A 16,494-nucleotide genomic window follows, 5' to 3' on the forward strand; every position below is an offset into this window, starting at 1 on the left:
CGCCGTCTCAGCGGGTGGCGCGGTAGGAGCTGAACCGGCCGAACGGCCGGCGGGTCTCGGAGCCGGTCCGGGTCACCTCCGCGAAGCCGGCCCGGCGCAGCAGCGCGGGGACGTCGGCGACGGCGTGGTCGTGGATGGGTCCGCGGTGGTGCACGTGCCCGTGGCCGTGTGCGGCTGTGGGGTCCGGGGCGTCGGCGTCCACGAGGTGCAGGGTGCCGCCGGGGCGCAGCACGCGGAGCACCTCCCGCATGGCCGTCTCCTGCTCCTCGCCGGGCAGGTGGTGCAGCATGAACGAGGAGAGGACGACGTCGATGCTCGCGTCGGCGTAGGGCAGCGCGTCGGCGTACCCGCGGTCCAGCTGGACGGCGACCCGGCGGCGCTTGGCCTTGCGGTGGGCGCGGGCCAGCGCGGCGAGGTCGGGGTCCAGTCCGACGGCGGTCGCCTCCGGCTGGGCGCGCTTGGCCGCCAGCAGCAGGTTGCCCGTGCCGCAGCCGATCTCCAGGACCGTCTGGCCGGGGCGGAGGGCCGCCTGGTCCACCAGGCGCTGGTGGATCACGCCGACGTGGAGGAGCCGGGTCAGCGGGTCGTAGAGGGGGAGCAGCCACGCGTGGGACAACCCGGGGAGGAAGGCGCGCTGCCCGCCGTCCACCGGGGTCCGCGGGCCGGTGCTGCTGGTGGTGTCGGTCATGTCTCCGCTTTCTCCCGGTCCCGGGCGGGACCATCTTCGGGTCTGCTGCCACTACTCTCGGCCGCGTCATGAGCGGGGACAATGGCGGGAGCTCGGGCGGACCGGGACCATCTTCCGGTGCGCCGACGATCGGCCGGCTGGTCACGGGTCGCCGCGTCGACGGTGCGCCGGTGTACGGGTACGCGCGGACGGCCGGCGTCCCCCCGGTGGCGGTCGCCCGGTTCGAGGGTGGCCACCCCGGCCACTCCGAGGGCTGGCCGCACCAGGCCCATGCGCACGACTTCATCGTGCTCGGCTACGTCGAGCGGGGATCCGGCCGGCTCCGGCTGGACGGTCGCTGGTGGGCGGTGTCGGAGGGGGACCTGGTCGTCGTCGCGCCGGGGGAGGTGGTCGCGCCGGAGTGGGACGCCGACACCGCGGAGGTCGCGGTGTGGACGGCGTTCTTCCCGCCGGACGCGGTCGAGCGGCAGAGCCCCGGCACCTTCGGGTCGTGGCGGGCGCACCCGCTGCTGTTCCCCTTCGTCGGGCGGCGGGCCGGTGGCGTGCAGCGGCTCACCGTGCCGGAGGACGAGCGAGGGGCCTGGGCGCGGCACTTCGCCGACCTGGACCGTGAGCTGCGGGAGCGCCGGGAGGGCTCGGCCGAGGCGGCTCTGGCGCACCTGACCCTGCTGCTCGTCGACCTCGCCCGGCTGGCGACCGACGTCCCCGGGCACCTGCGGCTCCGGGGCGAGCCGTTGCTGGCCGCGGTCTTCGACGTCATCGAGCGGCGCTTCGCCGAGCCCATCTCGCTCCGGGAGGTCGCTGACGCGGTCGGGCTGACCGCCGGGCACCTGACCACCGTGGTCGGCCGGCGCACCGGCCGGACCGTGCAGCAGTGGATCACCGAGCGACGCCTGGCCGAGGCGCGCCGCCTGCTCTCCGAGACGGAGCTGACCGTGCAGGCGGTCGCCGGGCGGGTCGGGTACGCCGACGCGGGCTACCTGACCCGGCGCTTCCGCGCCGCGCACGGCGTGCCGCCGCAGGAGTGGCGCCGGGCGGCCCGGGCCGGGTGACCCGGTGCGTTCACTCCGGCCGTCGCGGGTATGGCCGCCTTGGGCGGCTCGGACTCTGTGTGTGAGGGGGACGCAGAGCACGAGCCGCCGGCGCTCGTCCGCGCCGCCGGACCACCTGGTCTGCGGATGCTCGTGCTCTGCCCACCATGCTGGGCAGAGCACGAGCTCCCGCCGACAGACCTCGACCCCGAGCGGCTCGGTCAGCCGTCGATGCCGTCCGACCGAGCGGCGCGCGCTACGCCGCGTCGTGGAAGACGAGGCCGAGGGTGTGCCGGACGCCGGTGCGCACCGTGCTGACCCCGTGCCGCATCGGGGCGGCCGACCAGCCGCGCGCCGAGCGCACCGGCCGCTCGCGGGTGGGAAAGACGATCCCGCAGCCCTGCCGCAGCGTGGCGGCGTAGCCGCGGGACTGCGCCCGCGGCCGCTGCTCCACGGTGAGGAACTCGCCGCCGGTGTGGTCGACCCCCGGCTCGTCGAGGCCGACGACCACCTGCAGCGGGAAGACGAGGTCGCCGTAGAGGTCGCGGTGCAGCGCGTTCCAGTCGCCGGTGCCGTACCGCAGCAGGATCGGCGTCGGCCTCGCCTGCCCGGCGTCGTGGCACTGCGCCAGCCACTCGTCGAGCGTGTCCGGCCAGGGCGCCGGCCGGCCCAGCCGCGTCGCCCACTCCCGCGCGATCGGCACCAGGTGCGGGTAGAACGCCGCGCGCAGGCCGGCGACGACGTCGGGCAGCGGGTGGTCGAAGTAGCGGTACTGCCCGCTGCCGAACCGGTAACGCGCCATGTCGATCGTCGAGCGGAACCGGCCGACGTCGTCGTACAGCGCGCTGATCTCGCGGCACTCGTCCGGCGTGAGCAGCGGCGCGGTCTGCGCGCTGCCGGCCTCGTCGACCTCCGCGGTCAGCGTGGCCCAGTCGAGGGCGTCCACGCGGTCCCTCATGCCGCCGCCTCCAGGGTGAGCAGCGTCCGCTTGGCCTCGGCGCCGCCGACGTAACCGCCGAGGGCGCCGTCGCTGCGCACCACCCGGTGGCAGGGGACGACGACCGGCAGCGGGTTGGTCGCGCACGCCGAGCCCACCGCCCGGACGGCGCGGGGGCTGCCGGCGGCGGCGGCGAGCGTCGCGTAGCTGGCCGTCGTGCCGTAGGCGACGTCGCGCAGCCGGTCGAGGACGTCGCGGCGGAAGCCGGACGACAGCCGCAGGTCCAGCGGCAGGTCGAAGGACGTCCGGTGCCCGGCGAAGTACTCCTCGAGCTGCCGGGCGGCGGGGGCGAGCCGGGCGGGGGCGTGCAGCACCCGCGGGCTGATCCGGTCGGCGAGGGACTGCAGGACGGTGTCGTGGTCCTCGGCCGCATAGGCGAGGCGGACCAGCCCCTGCTCGGTGGCGGCCAGCAGCAGCGGGCCGACCGGGGAGGCGACGGTGGTGAAGGCGACGTCGAGCTGGCCCGCCTCGTCGGCGGCCAGGGCCAGCCGCGCGGCCAGCCGGTCGAGGTCAGGAGTCATCGGTCGGCTCTCGGTAGGTGCGGCGCAGCGCCGCGATGCCGTCGGCGGCCGCGCGGCGCGCGGCCTCGGGGGTGCCGCCAACGAGGGCGGCGATCTCGGCGTAGGGCAGGCCGGCCAGGTGGTGGTAGGCGACGGTCTGCCGCTGCTTCTCCGGCAGCGCGGCGAGCGCCGCCCACAGCTCGCCGTCCGCGGCGCCGGGGAGCCCCAGCGCGCTCGGCACCTCGGGCAGGTCGGCGACGGGGACGGCGCGGCGCGCGGCGGCCCGCAGCTGGTCGACGGCCTTGCGGCGGGCGATGGTCATCAGCCAGGCCTCGACGTTGCTGCCCGGCGGCAGCTCCGGATAGGCGCGCAGCGCGACGAGGAACGTCTCCGACCAGGCGTCGTCGGCGGCGTCCGGGCCGACGACGGCGCGGCAGATCCGCAGCACCGTCGGCCCGTGCCGCCGCACGACCGTGTCGAACGGTTCCAGCCGCACGTCAGAACAGCCGGCTGTCGCGCTGCTCCAGGTCGAGCAGGAACCGCTTGCGCGGCAGCCCGCCGCCGAAGCCGACCAGGGTGCCGTCGGCGCCGATCACCCGGTGGCAGGGGACGACGATCGCCAGCGGGTTGCGGCCGTTGGCGGCGCCGACCGCCTGCGCGCCGCCCGGCTCGCCGACAGCCTTCGCCACGAACCCGTAGGAGCGGGTCTCGCCGTAGGGGATGCGGGTCAGCTGCTCCCACACGGCCAGCTCGAACGGGCTGCCGAGCGGCCGCAGCGGCAGGTCGAACGCCGTCCGCCCGCCGGCGAAGTACTCGCCCAGCTGCCGGACGACGTCGGCGAACCCCTCGTCGGTGCGCTCGCCCAGCTCGGCGTCCACGAAGAGCCCGGGCGGCGACATGGCCAGCCGGACCAGGTCCCCGCCCTCCCGGACCACCGTCAGCGGACCGATCGGCGAGGGCACGACAGTGTGCGTCCTGCTCATCGTCAACGTCTCCATACCGGGTAGACGCCCTGGACCTCGCGATTGTGAGGTCGGGGGACGACATCTTCTGCCACGGTGGGTGCATGTGCGCGGCCGCTCAGCGGGCGGCATCCGGACCGGCGGACCCACCACGGACGGCGAGGGGCGCTGGGCGGTGGACGGCTCGTCCGCGCACACACTCCGTGACCGCCGGGTGGCCGAGCCCGACGGTGCCTGTCGCCCGACCGGGTGGCGTTCGCGTGGCGTCGTCCACAGATCGTCCGATCGGCGCCCCGCGGACGCTCCAGTTCTCTTACAGTCCGTCGTCCTGACCAGGTGAGACGACGGGGGTGCCGTGCCGGCTGCGACCAGTGCGCTGGAGGTCGTCGACGGCGAGGTGCGGGAGCTGATCCGCCGTCGTGGGCTGGACCCGTTCAGCGACCCCGCGCCCGTGCGGCTGCTGGTCCGGGACGTGGTCGCGGACTACTCGGAGCGGTCGCTGTCCTCGGCGCTGCCGCCGATCGGGGACGCGGAGTCGGTGGTCCGCGACGTGCTGGACCGGGTGGCCGGGTTCGGGCCGCTGCAGCGCTACCTCGACGACCCCGAGGTCGAGGAGATATGGGTCAACGAGCCCGGCCGGGTGTTCGTGGCCCGCCGCGGCCGCAGCGAGCTGACCACCACGATCCTGGGCGCCGGCGAGCTGGCCGATCTGGTGGAGCGGATGCTGCGCACCTCGGGCCGGCGGGTCGACATGTCGACCCCGTTCGTGGACGCGATGATGCCCGACGGGTCGCGGCTGCACGTCGTCATCCCCGACATCACCCGCCGGCACATGGCGGTCAACATCCGCAAGTTCGTGCTGCAGGCGCACTCGCTGGACGAACTCGTCGCGCTCGGCACGCTGACCGCGCAGGCGGCCCGCTTCCTGGAGGCCGCCGTCGCCGCCGGGCTGAACATCCTGGTCGCCGGCGGGACGCAGGCGGGCAAGACCACGCTCGATAACTGTACGAAGTGGCATACTTGATGGGTGACCGCGACCCTCAACGGCCGTACGCCCCGGCCTGGCGCCCCGCTGGCAGACGTTCCCCGCGCCGCCGTCTACTGCCGGATCAGTGACGACCGCCGAGGGCTTGGCCTTGGGGTCGACCGGCAGCGGCAGGACTGTCATGACCTTGCTCGTCGGCACGGCTGGGAGGTCGTTGGTACGTACGTCGACAACGACGTCAGCGCCTACTCCGGCAAGCCCCGTCCGCAATACGCCCAGCTCATGGGGGCCGTCCAAGGGGGACAGGTGGACGTTGTCCTGGCCTGGGATCCCGACCGTCTGCACCGCTCCCCCGCCGAGCTGGAGACCTTCATCGCCGCGGTCGAGCGGGCCGGGGTCGACGTGGTCACGGTCCAGGCGGGGGAGTGGGACCTGTCCACCGCGAACGGCAGGCTCACGGCGCGGCTGCTCGGCAGCATCGCCCGTCACGAGTCGGAACATAAGTCTGAGAGGGTGCGGCGAGCCTTGGAGCAGAACGCAGCCGCCGGCCGTCCCCATGGGCGCCGCGCCTACGGATGGCAGCGCCAGCACACCCCCGGCGGTGCAGTGCGTGAGGTGGTCGTGCCGGAGGAGGCTGCCATCGTCCAGCGGATTGCCGGCGACCTGCTGGCCGGGGAGTCGCTGCGATCGGTGACGGCTGCTCTCAACGCCGATGGGGTCCCCTCGCCGACCGGGAGGCCCTGGGGCAAGAACATGGTCCGCGCCCTGGTGCTGCGCGAACGCAACGCCGGCCTGCGTGTTCACCATGGCGAGGTCATCGGCGAGGGGGCCTGGGAAGCCATCCTCGATCGGGGGCGCTGGGAGCAGCTGCGGGCGGTCCTATCCGACCCGGGGCGGAGGACCAGCACCGGCACGGCCGCCGCTCACCTGCTCTCCGGTATCGCCCGCTGTGGCGTCTGTGGTGCCACGCTCCGCGCCGCCCAGAACCGCGGAGTCCCCTCCTACCGCTGCTCCGCCGACGGCTGCGTGATTCGCCGGAAGACGGACCTGGACCGCCTGATCGTGGGTCTCGTCACGGCCCGGCTGGCGCGTCCGGACGCCGTGCGCCTGTTCGCCGCTGATGACAGCGACGAGCGGTCCGCGGCGCTGGTGGAGACGGAGCAACTGCGAGCACGCCTCGACCACGCTGCCGACCAGTACGCCGAAGGTGTGATCGACGGTCGGCAGCTAGAGCGGATTACGGCCAAGCTGCGGCCCATGCTGGCCGCGGCCGAGCGACGCGCCCAGGTGGTCGACCCCGCGCCCCTCCTGGATGGCCTCGCCGGGACCGAAGGTGTCGCAGAGGTCTGGGAGGCGCTCCCGCTGAGCCGCCGCCGTGCCGTCGTTGGCACGCTGATGGAGATCACCGTGAACCGAACACGGCAGGGCGCACGAACCTTCGACCCCAGGGCCGTGACGATCGCTTGGAAGGGGTCGGGCGCGTGAGCAGTCGTCGGGACCCGGACCCCCGTCCGATGGTCACTCCCATGCTGCACTGGGGGCCGGGTGTGCTGGCCGAAGCGAGTCAGCGGGACCGAGAGCACGCCCGCTGGCGGAACCTGAGCTACGGCCGGACATACGTACAGGTCCCCGATCGCCCGCCGGTTCAGGTGGGGCCCATGCTGCGGCGGGACGAACCCCAGTACCGGCTGGCCCACATCCGCTGTGCGGGCTGGGGGGCCAAGGGCTGTGGGGACAAGGTCGGCATGGTCCTCGCGGTGCTCAGGGAGTGGCGGGGCCGCCCGTTCACGTGGGCTGAGACCTGGTGGACCACCGACCGGCGGACAAGTCCGGCCCTCCTCACCCCGTACTCCATGATCTTGGACCGCGAGACGGCGGACGGGTTCGTCGAGGCCGAGTGCTCGACCCACGGCATCGTCTCGGTCAAGGTTCAGGACGTCCTGGATCGGCTGCCCGCCGTGCTCGACCGCGTGGCGCAGACCAGGCGACCCAATAAGGTGATTGCCCGACCAGTCCGGGACTGACAGTCGCCGGACCGCGGGACACGGAGCCCCGCGGGTCGTCACGGTTCGTATGGCGTGCGATACTCATCGCAGCGCCTCGGATTAGCCGGAAGCACCTGTGGACTGGGCGGCCGCAGACCACCATCGCATCACGCGAGGTCTGCCTTGGCTGCCCAAGATCCTGTTCTTCGTCGCCTTTCCGCCCAGAACGCCGCCCAGCGTCGCTGGAAGCGCCCCGTCCCCGGGGTCGCCGCCGAGTTGGCGGAGGTCCGTCTCGCCCAGTACATCAAGCAGGTCGTTGACGCTGCCCCGCCCCTCACGACGGAGCAGTGCGAACGGCTGTCCGCGCTCCTGCGCCCCGGCGGATCGCCCGGCGGCTCCCGGTGACGGCGGACGCAGGGGCGGCCCGGCTGCGAAACGGGACCGCCCCCACCGAGAACGCCACCGCCAGGAAGCCTCTCGACGTCGAGTCTAGGGCCGCTGAAATCACCCTGATCTCGGCGACCTTCGCCGACCTGTCCCGGCGTCTTCGTGATGCCGGCGTGGCCGCGGCCAACGGCAACCAGGACGGCTGGTGGGCCTCGTGCTGCGACGCCGCCATCCGTCATCTCGCCGCGCTGGATCGGCCGTTCACCGCCGACAGCGTTCAGGCGCTCATCCCGCCGGCCGACCACCCCTGTCGGATGGGCGGCCGGTTCCACGCCGCCGTCCGGGCAGGCATCATCCGGCCGATCGGCTACAAGCTCAGCGAGCGGCCGAGTCGACGGCGCGGCGTCCTCCGGCTCTACCAGCGGGGGGTGGCGGGGTGAGCCGCCCAGGGTCCTCCCATGGCACCGGCGGGCGGAAGCGAGGCGCTGAGGCGGCTCTAGGGCCCCCCAGGCGCAACCTGAGACCCCCGTTCATCGACCTCATCCGCGACGGCGTCACGACGGCCGGCATGAGCAGTCGCGAGCGGGACACGGCGGTCTACAACGCCCTGCTCCGGACCGCCATGGCCGCCGTCAACGCCGGCTGGCTGTTCTCGGAGTGGCACACCGAACTCAGCAGGCGCGCCAGCGGCCTGGGGATGCAGGTGGCCACCAAGCGGAACGGGGAGGACCGCCCCGCCGCGCAGGTGCAGAAGACGCTGCAGCGGGTGTGGGACAGGGCTGTCGACCGGGTCGAGGAGAGCCCGCCCTTGGACGAGGCGGGTCGAGCCGCCTACGTCGCGGAGTTCCGGACCTGGCTGGCGGAACCCGGCTGCCCCGTCTCCGACAACCAGCGGATCGTGCTGGATGCGGTCGCTCGACGGGCGGCCGAGCTCAAGGTCACCAGCCCCAACTGCCCGAGGCGGTACTTGACGGCCGCGACGGGCCTGGGGTTGACCGCTCTGCGGACCGCCCTGCGCCAGTGCATCGACAGGGGCCTGCTCGTGCAAGTGGAGAAGGGCCAGGCGTGGGCCAAGGGGCGGAAGCGGGAGAACTGCCGGGCGGCGGTCTACCGGCTGCCCGCGGTCGAATCCCTGCCGAGGGCCAACCAGTGCCCCGCAAGCGGGGCTAGTGGTGCCCCGCCCACGGTGCCCCCGCCGGTCGAGGTGGCCGAGGTGCCACTGACTAGTGGTGCCCCTCAGCCGATGCCCTCGGCCGAGACCGTCCCCGGTCCACTGCCTAGTGGTGCCCCCCCGTCGAGCAACCCACCCCCGGAGGAACAGGTGACGCTGAACGAACTGGCCCAGGCGCACGCCTTGATCACCCAGATCAAGGCGGAAGTGCTCGGGGCGCTCCGAGTCGAGCTGGGACTGGTCGCCCCCGACCGGTCCGAGGCGACCGTCCGACCACTGCGGGTGGTCCGCGGGGAAGCCGGGGCCTGATCGACCGGGACCCCGCTTCGATCGCGCACGCGCGCGAAGCGGGGTCCCGGAAGTCCCGGAACTGTTCGCGCGCACGCGCGTAAGGCGGAGCGCGAAATGCCCGAAACTGCGCCCCTGCTGAGCCGTTCACCAGCGACAACGCCAGCCGGGTGTTGGGTGGGCGTAATACACGAGGCGCTACCGACGGCCGGGATGTTGAGGGGAGGCCGGCGGTCCGCCGCCTAGGGTCAATCCTGCGGATCTCGTGCCCCACCGCCCTGTCCCCGAAGGCGGCCTCAGGGACACCCGCCGGACAACCCGCGCCCGCCCAGAAGGTGCTGACATCAGCGCCGGGGCAGGATGCCCTGGTGCGTCCCGACCTGAGCTTCGTGTGGAAGCGACCCGTCCTCAGCGCGGCGGTGTTCGCGGCGCTTGAGAGCGGCCTCCTCTACGTCCTCCAGCGATTTGTTTGGGATCGCGAGGGCTGGGACCAGGCGGCGACCGCTTGGTTCGGCCTGATCGTGTACGGCCTGAGCTTCTTCGCCCTGAACCTCTTCGCCTTCATGCGTGAGCGTCGCCGCCGACAACGCCGTGACAAGGAGGCGGCCTCGCCGTAACTGGGCGGCTCAGTGGCGCAGCGAGTGTGCCTGAGAGTGGGCCGCTAAAGGACACACGGCGGCTTTGGAACGTCGCTGGTGCGCAGATAGCCGAGACTCAGTCCCAGACGGCGGGGACGGTGCCTGCGACGTCGCACAGCGCGGCAGCATCGATGGTCACAGCGACGGGCTCGATCCCGAGAGAGGCGCACTCGACGGAGAAAGCGAGCGGTCCCGGGGGCGGCAGCGGGGTCAACCACAAGCTCGTGGTGAGCCCGGAGTTGTTCGCCGCGCGAGGGATGTGCCGAACCATGTACGGCCCATGGGGCCATTCACCCACGGGAGCCTGGAGCCGGGCCTCATCGGCGAGGACCAGTCCGAGGATGAAGTCGGGCCGGCGCCCAGGAATGGGCATGATCGCCGCCGTGACGGGGTCGTCGCCGTCGTCGTGGCCGTCATCGTCCACGCGGAAGAGCGCGGTGAGCTTGAAGGACACTCCCCGGGAGTAGACCAGGCAGTGGGTCAGGGTCACTGCAGACTCGGTGGTGCGGACCAGTGCCGCGTTGAGCCCGACCACGACGGGGATCTCGTTGCCAGGAGGCAGGCGTTCGCGCTGCCACGCCCGGAACTCCGCCTGAGTCATGTCGGAATCTGCGTCAGGCCACATCCCGGCAGTGTCTCTGAGTGGGCCGCTCAGAGACACCGGCGGCAGTCGCGGCGCACATGATCCGCAGGACAGGGCTCCGGTCACCGTCGACCAGCCGGCGGACGCGGGCCTGGCAAGGTGATCGCGTGCCGCCAGACGTGTCCACCGTTCTCACGAGTGCAGGCCTGTCTGCCGTCGTGGCAGTGTTCACCGCGGGGACCGTGGCCCGCCGGAAGGATCGCGCCGACCGGGATTTGGCCGCCCGCAGGGCAGTCCGCGAAGCGGTGCGACCCGTGCGGCAGGAGGTAGCTCGGTGGGATCGGCAGGGGTCAGGCGACCGGAAGCCGGGGCTCGCCGTTCCGGCTGACCCCGAGGCGGTGTCCGCGGTGCTTGGTGCGTTGCCGGACCTGCCGGCCTGGCGTGGATGGCTGGTGCGGAGGCGGCTGAGGCGGCTCTTCGGGGCGTTGTGGGTCGAGCACCTGGAGGTGTTCCCGTACAACCCGGAGACGACCATGCTCAGCGCGATGCTGCGGCAGGAGCGCGACGAGGGTCCGACTGGACGGACGCGGCTCCTGACCGATGGGCAGGTTCACCGCACGCTGGCCGGAACGCCCTGGGGCCTGTCGGCCAGGGATCTAGACCGTCAGCTGCGCCGACTGGCTGCCTGCTGGTGAGGGGCGGTGTGGACTCGTAGGTGTCCCTAGGCGGCCCACTCAGGGACAGGTGCGGTGGGCGTCAGATGCGACGGATCGTGAGTGCGGCACGAGGACGTCGGACCATGTTCCAGATCGCCGAGAACGGCAGCGCGACCTCCACCCGAACCTGCGCATCGTCCCCCAGCTCTACGTCGAGCGGCGGACTGCTCGTCCAATCCATTCGGCCCGTCACTGTGTGGGGACCCGGTGGGAGAGGGATCTCGGCAGACTCGCCCTGCTTGAGGGCAGCCACCTGGCGGCCATCAACGTCGACCCGAAGTCGACGCAGGATGCCCCCGCCATCATGAGGACGCTCGATGCGGAGATTCGCCACAGGAGCGGAACCTACCTTCGTCGCCGAGACACCCATGTCCCTCGTCTGGGCGGAGTTGGCCGCTGCCCCTGAAGTCCTGCATGTCCCCTGTCGGGGAGCGCCGTTCCGGGCTGAAAATGGTGCGCGGCCGCCCGTCGACGTCGTGGTGGCTTGGTCGTTCGAGGCCGGTCTGAAGTCGGGCGCCGGGAGCTGCGCTGTGGGCCGTTGCGTGTGCTTCGAGCACGAGGATCAGATTCGCCTTTCCCTGCAGCTCCTGCGGGTGGCCGCCTCCATCGGAACCGGGAGGCGAGGGCGATGCGGGTCGACACCGATGAACCCGAGATCATCGAGCGGGTCGCCGCTCTCGACGTGGCCAAAGCCGAGGTGGTGTGCTGCGCCCGAGTGCCCGGCCCGGGCCGGCAGCGGATGCAGGAGGTCCGCACCGTCTCCACGATGACCGCCGCGCTGCTCGGGCTGGGCGACTGGCTGGCCGAGCTCGGGGTGACCCGGGTGGTGATGGAGGCGACCAGCGACTACTGGCGGGCGCCGTTCTACCTGCTGGAGGACCGGTTCGAGACCTGGCTGGTCAACGCGCACGACGTCAAGCACCTGCCGGGCCGACCCAAGACCGACCGGCTCGATGCGGTGTGGCTGTGCAAGGTCGCCGAACGGCAGATGCTGCGGCCCAGCTTCGTGCCACCGCCGGCGATCCGGCAGTTGCGGGATCTGACCCGCTACCGGGTCGACCTGCTGGCCGTGCGCACCGCGGAGAAGCAGCGGGTGGAGAAGCTGCTCGAGGACGCGCTGATCAAGCTCTCGGTCGTGGTCAGCGATGCGTTCGGGGCCTCCGGGCGGGCAATCATGGCCGCGCTGATCGCCGGCGAACGGGATCCTGTGGTGCTGGCGAACCTGGCCCGCGGCAGCCTGCGGTCCAAGACCGCCCGCCTGGCCGAGGCGCTGACCGGCAGGTTCACCGACCACCACGCCTTCCTGCTGACCCAGATGTTGCAGCGGGTGGACGCGGTCACCGCCGACATCGCCACCGTGCAGGCCCGGATCGATGCCCGGATCGGCGAGCTGGCGCCCGCAGTGGCCCGCCTCGATGCGATTCCGGGGATCGGGCCGGTCGCCGCGCAGATGATCCTGGCCGAGATCGGCACCGACATGACCCGTTTCCCGACCCCGGCGCACCTGGCCTCGTGGGCGCGGTTCGCGCCGGGAGTCAACGAATCCGCCGGCCGCCCGACGGGCAAAGCGGCCAGCGGCAAGGGCAACCGCTACCTGGCCCGGGTGCTCGGCGAGGCCGCCGTCAGCGCCGCCCGCACCGACACCTTCCTCGGCGAGCGATATCGGAGGATCGCCCGCCGCCGCGGCAAGAAGCGGGCCATCGTCGCGATCGGCCGCTCGATCCTGGTCATCATCTGGGCGCTGCTCTCCGACGAGCAGGCCCACTTCATCGACCTCGGTCCGGACTACTACGCCGCTCGCAACAACCCCGAGCGCAAGGCCCGTCACCACATCCGCGAACTGCAGTCCCTCGGCTACTCGGTCACCCTCAACCCCGCGGCCTGACCGGGGCTCGGGGGGATTTTCGGATCAGCCGCCCTCAGGGAGCCACTGAGTCGGCGTGGACGGCGGCCACCGGCCTGCCGATCCAGGGCCGGTGCCCGGCGGCGAGAGCAGGAGTCCTACCGGGCGTGGGTCGGTTCGCCGCCGCCGGGCTCGGCCGTCATGAGGCTCGACTGATTGCCTGCTGACCGGTCGCCAGCTTCTCCGCGGCGCGGGTGATCGCCTGCTCGACCTTGTGCAGACTGCCCGCCGGGATGGCCTCCTGGTGCGCCATGTCGCCGAGACTCAACGTGTAGGTCAGGGGTTCGACGGGGCCGAATGGACCGTCGGCCTCCACCGTGACGAGGTACTCGGTGGGCACGGCGCTGTCGTTCAACAGCTTGTCGCCCCAGCCCAGCGTCCAGGTCATTACTCGGCCGGGCGGCATCGAAGGCAGGCGGCGCGGCGCCAGCGCCGCGAAGCCCTCCTTGGTGTGTTGGCGCTCAGGCAGTGGGGGCTGCCAGGTCAGCTGCACGTTGGTCGCCACCGTGGGGCCGCGGTTCTCCAGGTGCACGCTGACCAGGGCGGCTTGGGCCTTGTCCATGCGGAAGTCAACGAACACGTAGGGCTGCGCGCTGTCGACGCGCATATGGCGCTGCAGTTCGGTCTGCTGACGCGCACTCCGGGCCTGCTGAAAGGTCGCCAATGCGGCGGCGGCAGCGATGATGGCGGCGATGATGGCAACGACGGTGGCGGCGTCCACGCCTCGACCCTGCCAGCCGTCCCACGGTGGACGGCGCTGATAAACGTCGGCGCGCCGAGGGCCGCCCCGGCACCGCACCCGCTCGTGGCGAGTGCCGGAGGGCTGGACAGACGGTAACTCATGTCCGTCTGTCCAGATGTCGCTGCTCAACTGCCTGTGCGCGGCCATCCCGGCGCGCGAGCGGGTGGTCACCTGCGAAGAGGTGTTCGAGCTGCGGGTGCCGCTGCCCGACGTGGTGTCGATGCAGACGCGGCAGCCCAACCTCGAGGGCGCCGGGGAGATCCCGCTGCGACGGCTGGTCAAGGAGGCGCTGCGGATGCGGCCCTCGCGGATCGTGGTCGGCGAGGTGCGGCAGGAGGAGTGCCTGGACCTGCTCATCGCGCTGAACAGCGGGCTCCCGGGCATGTGCACCCTGCACGCGAACTCCGCCCGCGAGGCGGTCGTGAAGATGTGCACGCTGCCTCTGCTGGCCGGCGAGAACATCGGCCACGCCTTCGTCGTCCCCACGGTGGCGGCCAGCGTCGACCTCGTCGTGCACGTCGGCAGCGAGCCCGACGGACGTCGTCGGGTGCGCGAGATCGTCGCCCTCCCCGGCCGCGCGGAGGACGGCGTCATCGAGCTCGCCGACGTCTTCACCACGCGCGAGGGACGGCTGGTCCGGGCCTCGGGCTACCCGCCGCACCCAGAGCGGTTCGCCGCCCACGGCCTGGACCTGGCGGCGCTGCTCGACGACGGCCGGTGGACGCCGTGAGTCTGTCCGGGGCGCTGCTGGGCCTGCTGCTCGGCGTCGGGCTGCTGCTGGTGTGGCGCAGCGGTCCGCGGGCGCCGCAGCGACGGATCGGTGCGCGCGGGCCGTCGCGGCGGCGCGAGCAGCTCGCCGCGGCCGGCCTGCCGGGCATCAACCCCGCGCAGCTGACGGCGCTGCAGGTGGGCTTGGCACTGTTGACGACGGTCGTCGTCCTCCTGACCACGGGGACCGTGACGGTCAGCCTGCTGTTCGGCGTCTTCGGGTTCGCGCTGCCCGCCGTCCAGGTGCGGCGGCTGGCCGGAAAGCGGCGCGCGGACCTGCGCGAGGTGTGGCCGGAGGTGGTCGACAACCTGGCGTCGGCCGTCCGGGCCGGGCTGTCGCTGCCGGAGGCGCTGTCGGCGCTGGCGACCCGCGGGCCGGAGCCGCTGCGCGCGCCGTTCGCCCGGTTCGCCACGGAGTACCGCTCCAGCGGCCGGTTCGGTCCCTGCCTCGACCGGCTCAAGGACGACCTGGCCGACCCGGTCGGCGACCGCATCGTCGAGACGCTGCGGGTGGCTCGGGAGGTCGGTGGCAGCGACCTGGGCCGGGTGCTGCGGACGCTGGCCACCTTCCTGCGGGAGGACGCCCGCGCCCGCGCCGAGCTGGAGACCCGCCAGGGCTGGGTGGTCCAGGCGGCGCGGCTGGCGGTGGCCGCGCCGTGGGTGGTGCTGCTCCTCCTCGCGACCCAGTCGACGACGCTGGACGCCTACGACTCACCGATCGGGACCGCGTTGCTGCTCGGCGGGGCCGCGGTGTGCCTGGTCGCCTACCGGCTGATGCTGCGGATCGGCCGGCTGCCGCAGGACGTGCGGGTGCTCCAGTGAGTGAGCATCGCAGCGAGCGCCAGCGAGCGAGGAGCGGAGCGAACGGGCCGCGGAGCGGCCTGGTGACGCAGTGAGTGGGGCGCTGGCGGGGATGCTGCTCGGGCTGGCCGCGGCGGCGGGCGTGCTGCTGGTGGTCACGTTCGCGCCGCCGTTCCGCTCGGTCCGGCTGGTCGACCGGCTGGCACCGTACGTGCACGACACGCCGCCGCCGTCCCGGCTGCTGGGCACCGTCACCGAGCCGGGGCTGCTGACCGCGGTCCGGCGGGTCTTCGGGCCGGTGGTGGCCGACGGCGCCCGGCTGGTGGACCGGGTCCTCGGTGGCCGGACCGCGGTGCGCCGGCGTCTGGACGCACTCGGCACGGACAGCACCGTCGAGGACTTCCGCATCGAGCAGGTGGTGTGGGGCGGCCTCGGGCTGCTCGGGTCGGCGCTGCTCGCCGCCGTCGGCTCGCTGCTGGCCGGCGACCTCAACGTGCTGTCGGCCGGGCTGCTCTGTGTGGCCGGGCTGGTGGGCGGTGTGCTGGGGCGCGACTGGTGGCTGACGCAGGAGGTGCGCCGCCGGGAGGAGCGGCTGCTCGCGGAGTTCCCGGTGGTGGCCGAGCTGCTGGCGCTGGCGGTGACGGCGGGGGAGAGCCCGACGGCGGCGATCGCGCGGGTGACGCGGTTGTCCGGCGGAGCACTGGCCGCCGAGCTGGGGTCCGCGCTCGGCCGGGCCCGCGCCGGGGTGCCGCTGGTCGAGGCGCTGCAGCAGGTCGCCGACCGCACGTCGCTGGACCCGCTGGCCCGCTTCATCGACGGCCTGCTCGTCGCCATCGAGCGCGGCACCCCGCTGGCCGAGGTGCTGCGCGCCCAGGCGGCCGACGTGCGGGAGGCCGGCAAGCGCCGGCTGCTGGAGGCCGGCGGCCGGAAGGAGATCGCGATGATGGTCCCGGTCGTCTTCCTGGTGCTGCCGGTGACCGTTCTCTTCGCCCTGTTCCCGGGGTTGATCAGCATCGTCTCGCTGGCGCGATGAGCGCGGCGGACCGACAGGAAGGACGCCGCATGCGCGGGTTCACGGTTGTTCTCGCGGCACTGGCCGCTCTGGCGGATCGGGTGCGAGGTGAGGATCCCGAGCGAGGCGACGTCCCGGGCTGGGTGATGATCACGGTGATGACGGCGGCGCTGGTACTGGCCATCCTCATCCCGTTCCGCGAGGCGATCGTCGCGGCGGTCCAGAACGCGCTGTCCTCCGTCACGAGCGGTGGCTGAACCCTTTCCTGGACTTTCGGCGCGGGAAGTCCGTTTCCTGCCTGGACTCTCCGCGCGGAGAGTCCGGGGCGGGGAGCGCG

20 protein-coding genes are annotated in these 16,494 nt (G+C 72.9%); 13 read left to right on the forward strand and 7 right to left on the reverse strand.

Features of this window, described 5'->3' with window-relative positions:
• Positions 1-7: 7 nt before the first annotated feature.
• On the reverse strand, positions 8-688 hold the full coding sequence (locus tag MY526_RS00770) for a class I SAM-dependent methyltransferase (RefSeq protein ID WP_436689970.1): 681 nt from the start codon (positions 686-688) through the stop codon (positions 8-10).
• A gap of 68 nt (positions 689-756) precedes the next feature.
• Between MY526_RS00770 and MY526_RS00775 the strand changes: the two genes are divergently transcribed.
• A complete protein-coding gene (locus MY526_RS00775) occupies positions 757-1,740 on the forward strand; it encodes a helix-turn-helix domain-containing protein (RefSeq protein ID WP_436702982.1) in 984 nt (327 codons plus the stop codon).
• 235 nt (positions 1,741-1,975) lie between these two features.
• Here MY526_RS00775 and MY526_RS00780 read toward each other — a convergent pair whose 3' ends face one another.
• The 4 genes from MY526_RS00780 to MY526_RS00795 are packed head-to-tail and all read right to left on the reverse strand — an operon-like array spanning position 1,976 to position 4,199.
• Positions 1,976-2,677, reverse strand: a complete 702-nt coding sequence (locus MY526_RS00780; RefSeq protein ID WP_436702984.1) for a 2OG-Fe(II) oxygenase — start codon at positions 2,675-2,677, stop codon at positions 1,976-1,978.
• Positions 2,674-3,237, reverse strand: coding sequence for a methylated-DNA--[protein]-cysteine S-methyltransferase (locus MY526_RS00785; protein ID WP_436702986.1), 564 nt, complete (start codon positions 3,235-3,237; stop codon positions 2,674-2,676). Before MY526_RS00785 ends, MY526_RS00780 begins: the two co-directional genes overlap by 4 nt.
• Complete coding sequence (locus MY526_RS00790; protein WP_436702988.1) at positions 3,227-3,712, reverse strand: RNA polymerase sigma factor; 486 nt, start codon at positions 3,710-3,712, stop codon at positions 3,227-3,229. Before MY526_RS00790 ends, MY526_RS00785 begins: the two co-directional genes overlap by 11 nt.
• Position 3,713: 1 nt before the next feature.
• A complete protein-coding gene (locus MY526_RS00795; protein ID WP_436689980.1) occupies positions 3,714-4,199 on the reverse strand; it encodes a methylated-DNA--[protein]-cysteine S-methyltransferase in 486 nt (161 codons plus the stop codon).
• Positions 4,200-4,533: 334 nt separating this feature from the next.
• On the opposite strand from MY526_RS00795, the gene MY526_RS00800 reads away from it, so the two are divergent.
• The 6 genes from MY526_RS00800 to MY526_RS00825 all read left to right on the forward strand — a co-directional run bounded on the left by MY526_RS00800 (position 4,534) and on the right by MY526_RS00825 (position 9,611).
• A complete protein-coding gene (locus MY526_RS00800) occupies positions 4,534-5,202 on the forward strand; it encodes an ATPase, T2SS/T4P/T4SS family (RefSeq protein ID WP_436702989.1) in 669 nt (222 codons plus the stop codon).
• A gap of 3 nt (positions 5,203-5,205) precedes the next feature.
• Positions 5,206-6,648 (forward strand): recombinase family protein, encoded by a 1,443-nt coding sequence (locus tag MY526_RS00805; RefSeq protein WP_436702991.1) that lies wholly within the window; start codon positions 5,206-5,208, stop codon positions 6,646-6,648.
• Between the two features lie 173 nt (positions 6,649-6,821).
• Positions 6,822-7,187, forward strand: coding sequence for a hypothetical protein (locus MY526_RS00810; protein ID WP_436702993.1), 366 nt, complete (start codon positions 6,822-6,824; stop codon positions 7,185-7,187).
• Positions 7,188-7,708: 521 nt separating this feature from the next.
• Positions 7,709-7,975 (forward strand): hypothetical protein, encoded by a 267-nt coding sequence (locus tag MY526_RS00815; protein ID WP_436702995.1) that lies wholly within the window; start codon positions 7,709-7,711, stop codon positions 7,973-7,975.
• A 128-nt stretch (positions 7,976-8,103) separates the two neighbouring features.
• The gene (locus MY526_RS00820; protein WP_436702997.1) at positions 8,104-9,015 is read left to right on the forward strand and encodes a hypothetical protein; all 912 of its coding nucleotides are present in this window, start codon (positions 8,104-8,106) and stop codon (positions 9,013-9,015) included.
• Positions 9,016-9,362: 347 nt separating this feature from the next.
• Positions 9,363-9,611, forward strand: a complete 249-nt coding sequence (locus MY526_RS00825; protein ID WP_436702999.1) for a hypothetical protein — start codon at positions 9,363-9,365, stop codon at positions 9,609-9,611.
• A 97-nt stretch (positions 9,612-9,708) separates the two neighbouring features.
• On the opposite strand, the gene MY526_RS00830 is transcribed toward MY526_RS00825, so the two are convergent.
• Positions 9,709-10,167, reverse strand: a complete 459-nt coding sequence (locus MY526_RS00830) for a hypothetical protein (RefSeq protein ID WP_436703000.1) — start codon at positions 10,165-10,167, stop codon at positions 9,709-9,711.
• A 215-nt stretch (positions 10,168-10,382) separates the two neighbouring features.
• On the opposite strand from MY526_RS00830, the gene MY526_RS00835 reads away from it, so the two are divergent.
• Positions 10,383-10,910, forward strand: coding sequence for a hypothetical protein (locus MY526_RS00835; RefSeq protein ID WP_436703001.1), 528 nt, complete (start codon positions 10,383-10,385; stop codon positions 10,908-10,910).
• Between the two features lie 649 nt (positions 10,911-11,559).
• Positions 11,560-12,816 (forward strand): IS110 family transposase, encoded by a 1,257-nt coding sequence (locus MY526_RS00840; protein ID WP_436703003.1) that lies wholly within the window; start codon positions 11,560-11,562, stop codon positions 12,814-12,816.
• A gap of 157 nt (positions 12,817-12,973) precedes the next feature.
• On the opposite strand, the gene MY526_RS00845 is transcribed toward MY526_RS00840, so the two are convergent.
• Positions 12,974-13,555, reverse strand: a complete 582-nt coding sequence (locus tag MY526_RS00845; RefSeq protein WP_436703004.1) for a hypothetical protein — start codon at positions 13,553-13,555, stop codon at positions 12,974-12,976.
• Positions 13,556-13,691: 136 nt separating this feature from the next.
• On the opposite strand from MY526_RS00845, the gene MY526_RS00850 reads away from it, so the two are divergent.
• The 4 genes from MY526_RS00850 to MY526_RS00865 all read left to right on the forward strand — a co-directional run bounded on the left by MY526_RS00850 (position 13,692) and on the right by MY526_RS00865 (position 16,414).
• Complete coding sequence (locus MY526_RS00850) at positions 13,692-14,306, forward strand: CpaF family protein (protein ID WP_436703005.1); 615 nt, start codon at positions 13,692-13,694, stop codon at positions 14,304-14,306.
• Entirely contained in the window at positions 14,294-15,166 is an 873-nt protein-coding gene (locus MY526_RS00855; protein WP_436703006.1) for a type II secretion system F family protein, read from the forward strand. Before MY526_RS00850 ends, MY526_RS00855 begins: the two co-directional genes overlap by 13 nt.
• A 70-nt stretch (positions 15,167-15,236) precedes the next feature.
• Complete coding sequence (locus MY526_RS00860) at positions 15,237-16,178, forward strand: type II secretion system F family protein (protein WP_436703007.1); 942 nt, start codon at positions 15,237-15,239, stop codon at positions 16,176-16,178.
• A 29-nt stretch (positions 16,179-16,207) separates the two neighbouring features.
• Positions 16,208-16,414: a hypothetical protein gene (locus tag MY526_RS00865; RefSeq protein ID WP_436692387.1), complete on the forward strand. Its 207-nt coding sequence runs from the start codon at positions 16,208-16,210 to the stop codon at positions 16,412-16,414.
• Positions 16,415-16,494 lie beyond the last annotated feature (80 nt).

The sequence above is a fragment of the Geodermatophilus sp. CPCC 205761 genome (assembly GCF_051383655.1).
GTDB lineage: Bacteria > Actinomycetota > Actinomycetes > Mycobacteriales > Geodermatophilaceae > Geodermatophilus.

Bases quoted from the DNA above. Each gene is read 5' to 3' on its own strand.
- MY526_RS00770 (WP_436689970.1), bottom strand. From the start codon at position 688: ATGACCGACACCACCAGCAGCACCGGCCCGCGGACCCCGGTGGACGGC.
- MY526_RS00775 (WP_436702982.1), top strand. From the start codon at position 757: ATGAGCGGGGACAATGGCGGGAGCTCGGGCGGACCGGGACCATCTTCC.
- MY526_RS00780 (WP_436702984.1), bottom strand. From the start codon at position 2,677: ATGAGGGACCGCGTGGACGCCCTCGACTGGGCCACGCTGACCGCGGAG.
- MY526_RS00785 (WP_436702986.1), bottom strand. From the start codon at position 3,237: ATGACTCCTGACCTCGACCGGCTGGCCGCGCGGCTGGCCCTGGCCGCC.
- MY526_RS00795 (WP_436689980.1), bottom strand. From the start codon at position 4,199: ATGAGCAGGACGCACACTGTCGTGCCCTCGCCGATCGGTCCGCTGACG.
- MY526_RS00810 (WP_436702993.1), top strand. From the start codon at position 6,822: ATGCTGCGGCGGGACGAACCCCAGTACCGGCTGGCCCACATCCGCTGT.
- MY526_RS00820 (WP_436702997.1), top strand. From the start codon at position 8,104: ATGAGCAGTCGCGAGCGGGACACGGCGGTCTACAACGCCCTGCTCCGG.
- MY526_RS00840 (WP_436703003.1), top strand. From the start codon at position 11,560: ATGCGGGTCGACACCGATGAACCCGAGATCATCGAGCGGGTCGCCGCT.
- MY526_RS00850 (WP_436703005.1), top strand. From the start codon at position 13,692: ATGTCGCTGCTCAACTGCCTGTGCGCGGCCATCCCGGCGCGCGAGCGG.
- MY526_RS00865 (WP_436692387.1), top strand. From the start codon at position 16,208: ATGCGCGGGTTCACGGTTGTTCTCGCGGCACTGGCCGCTCTGGCGGAT.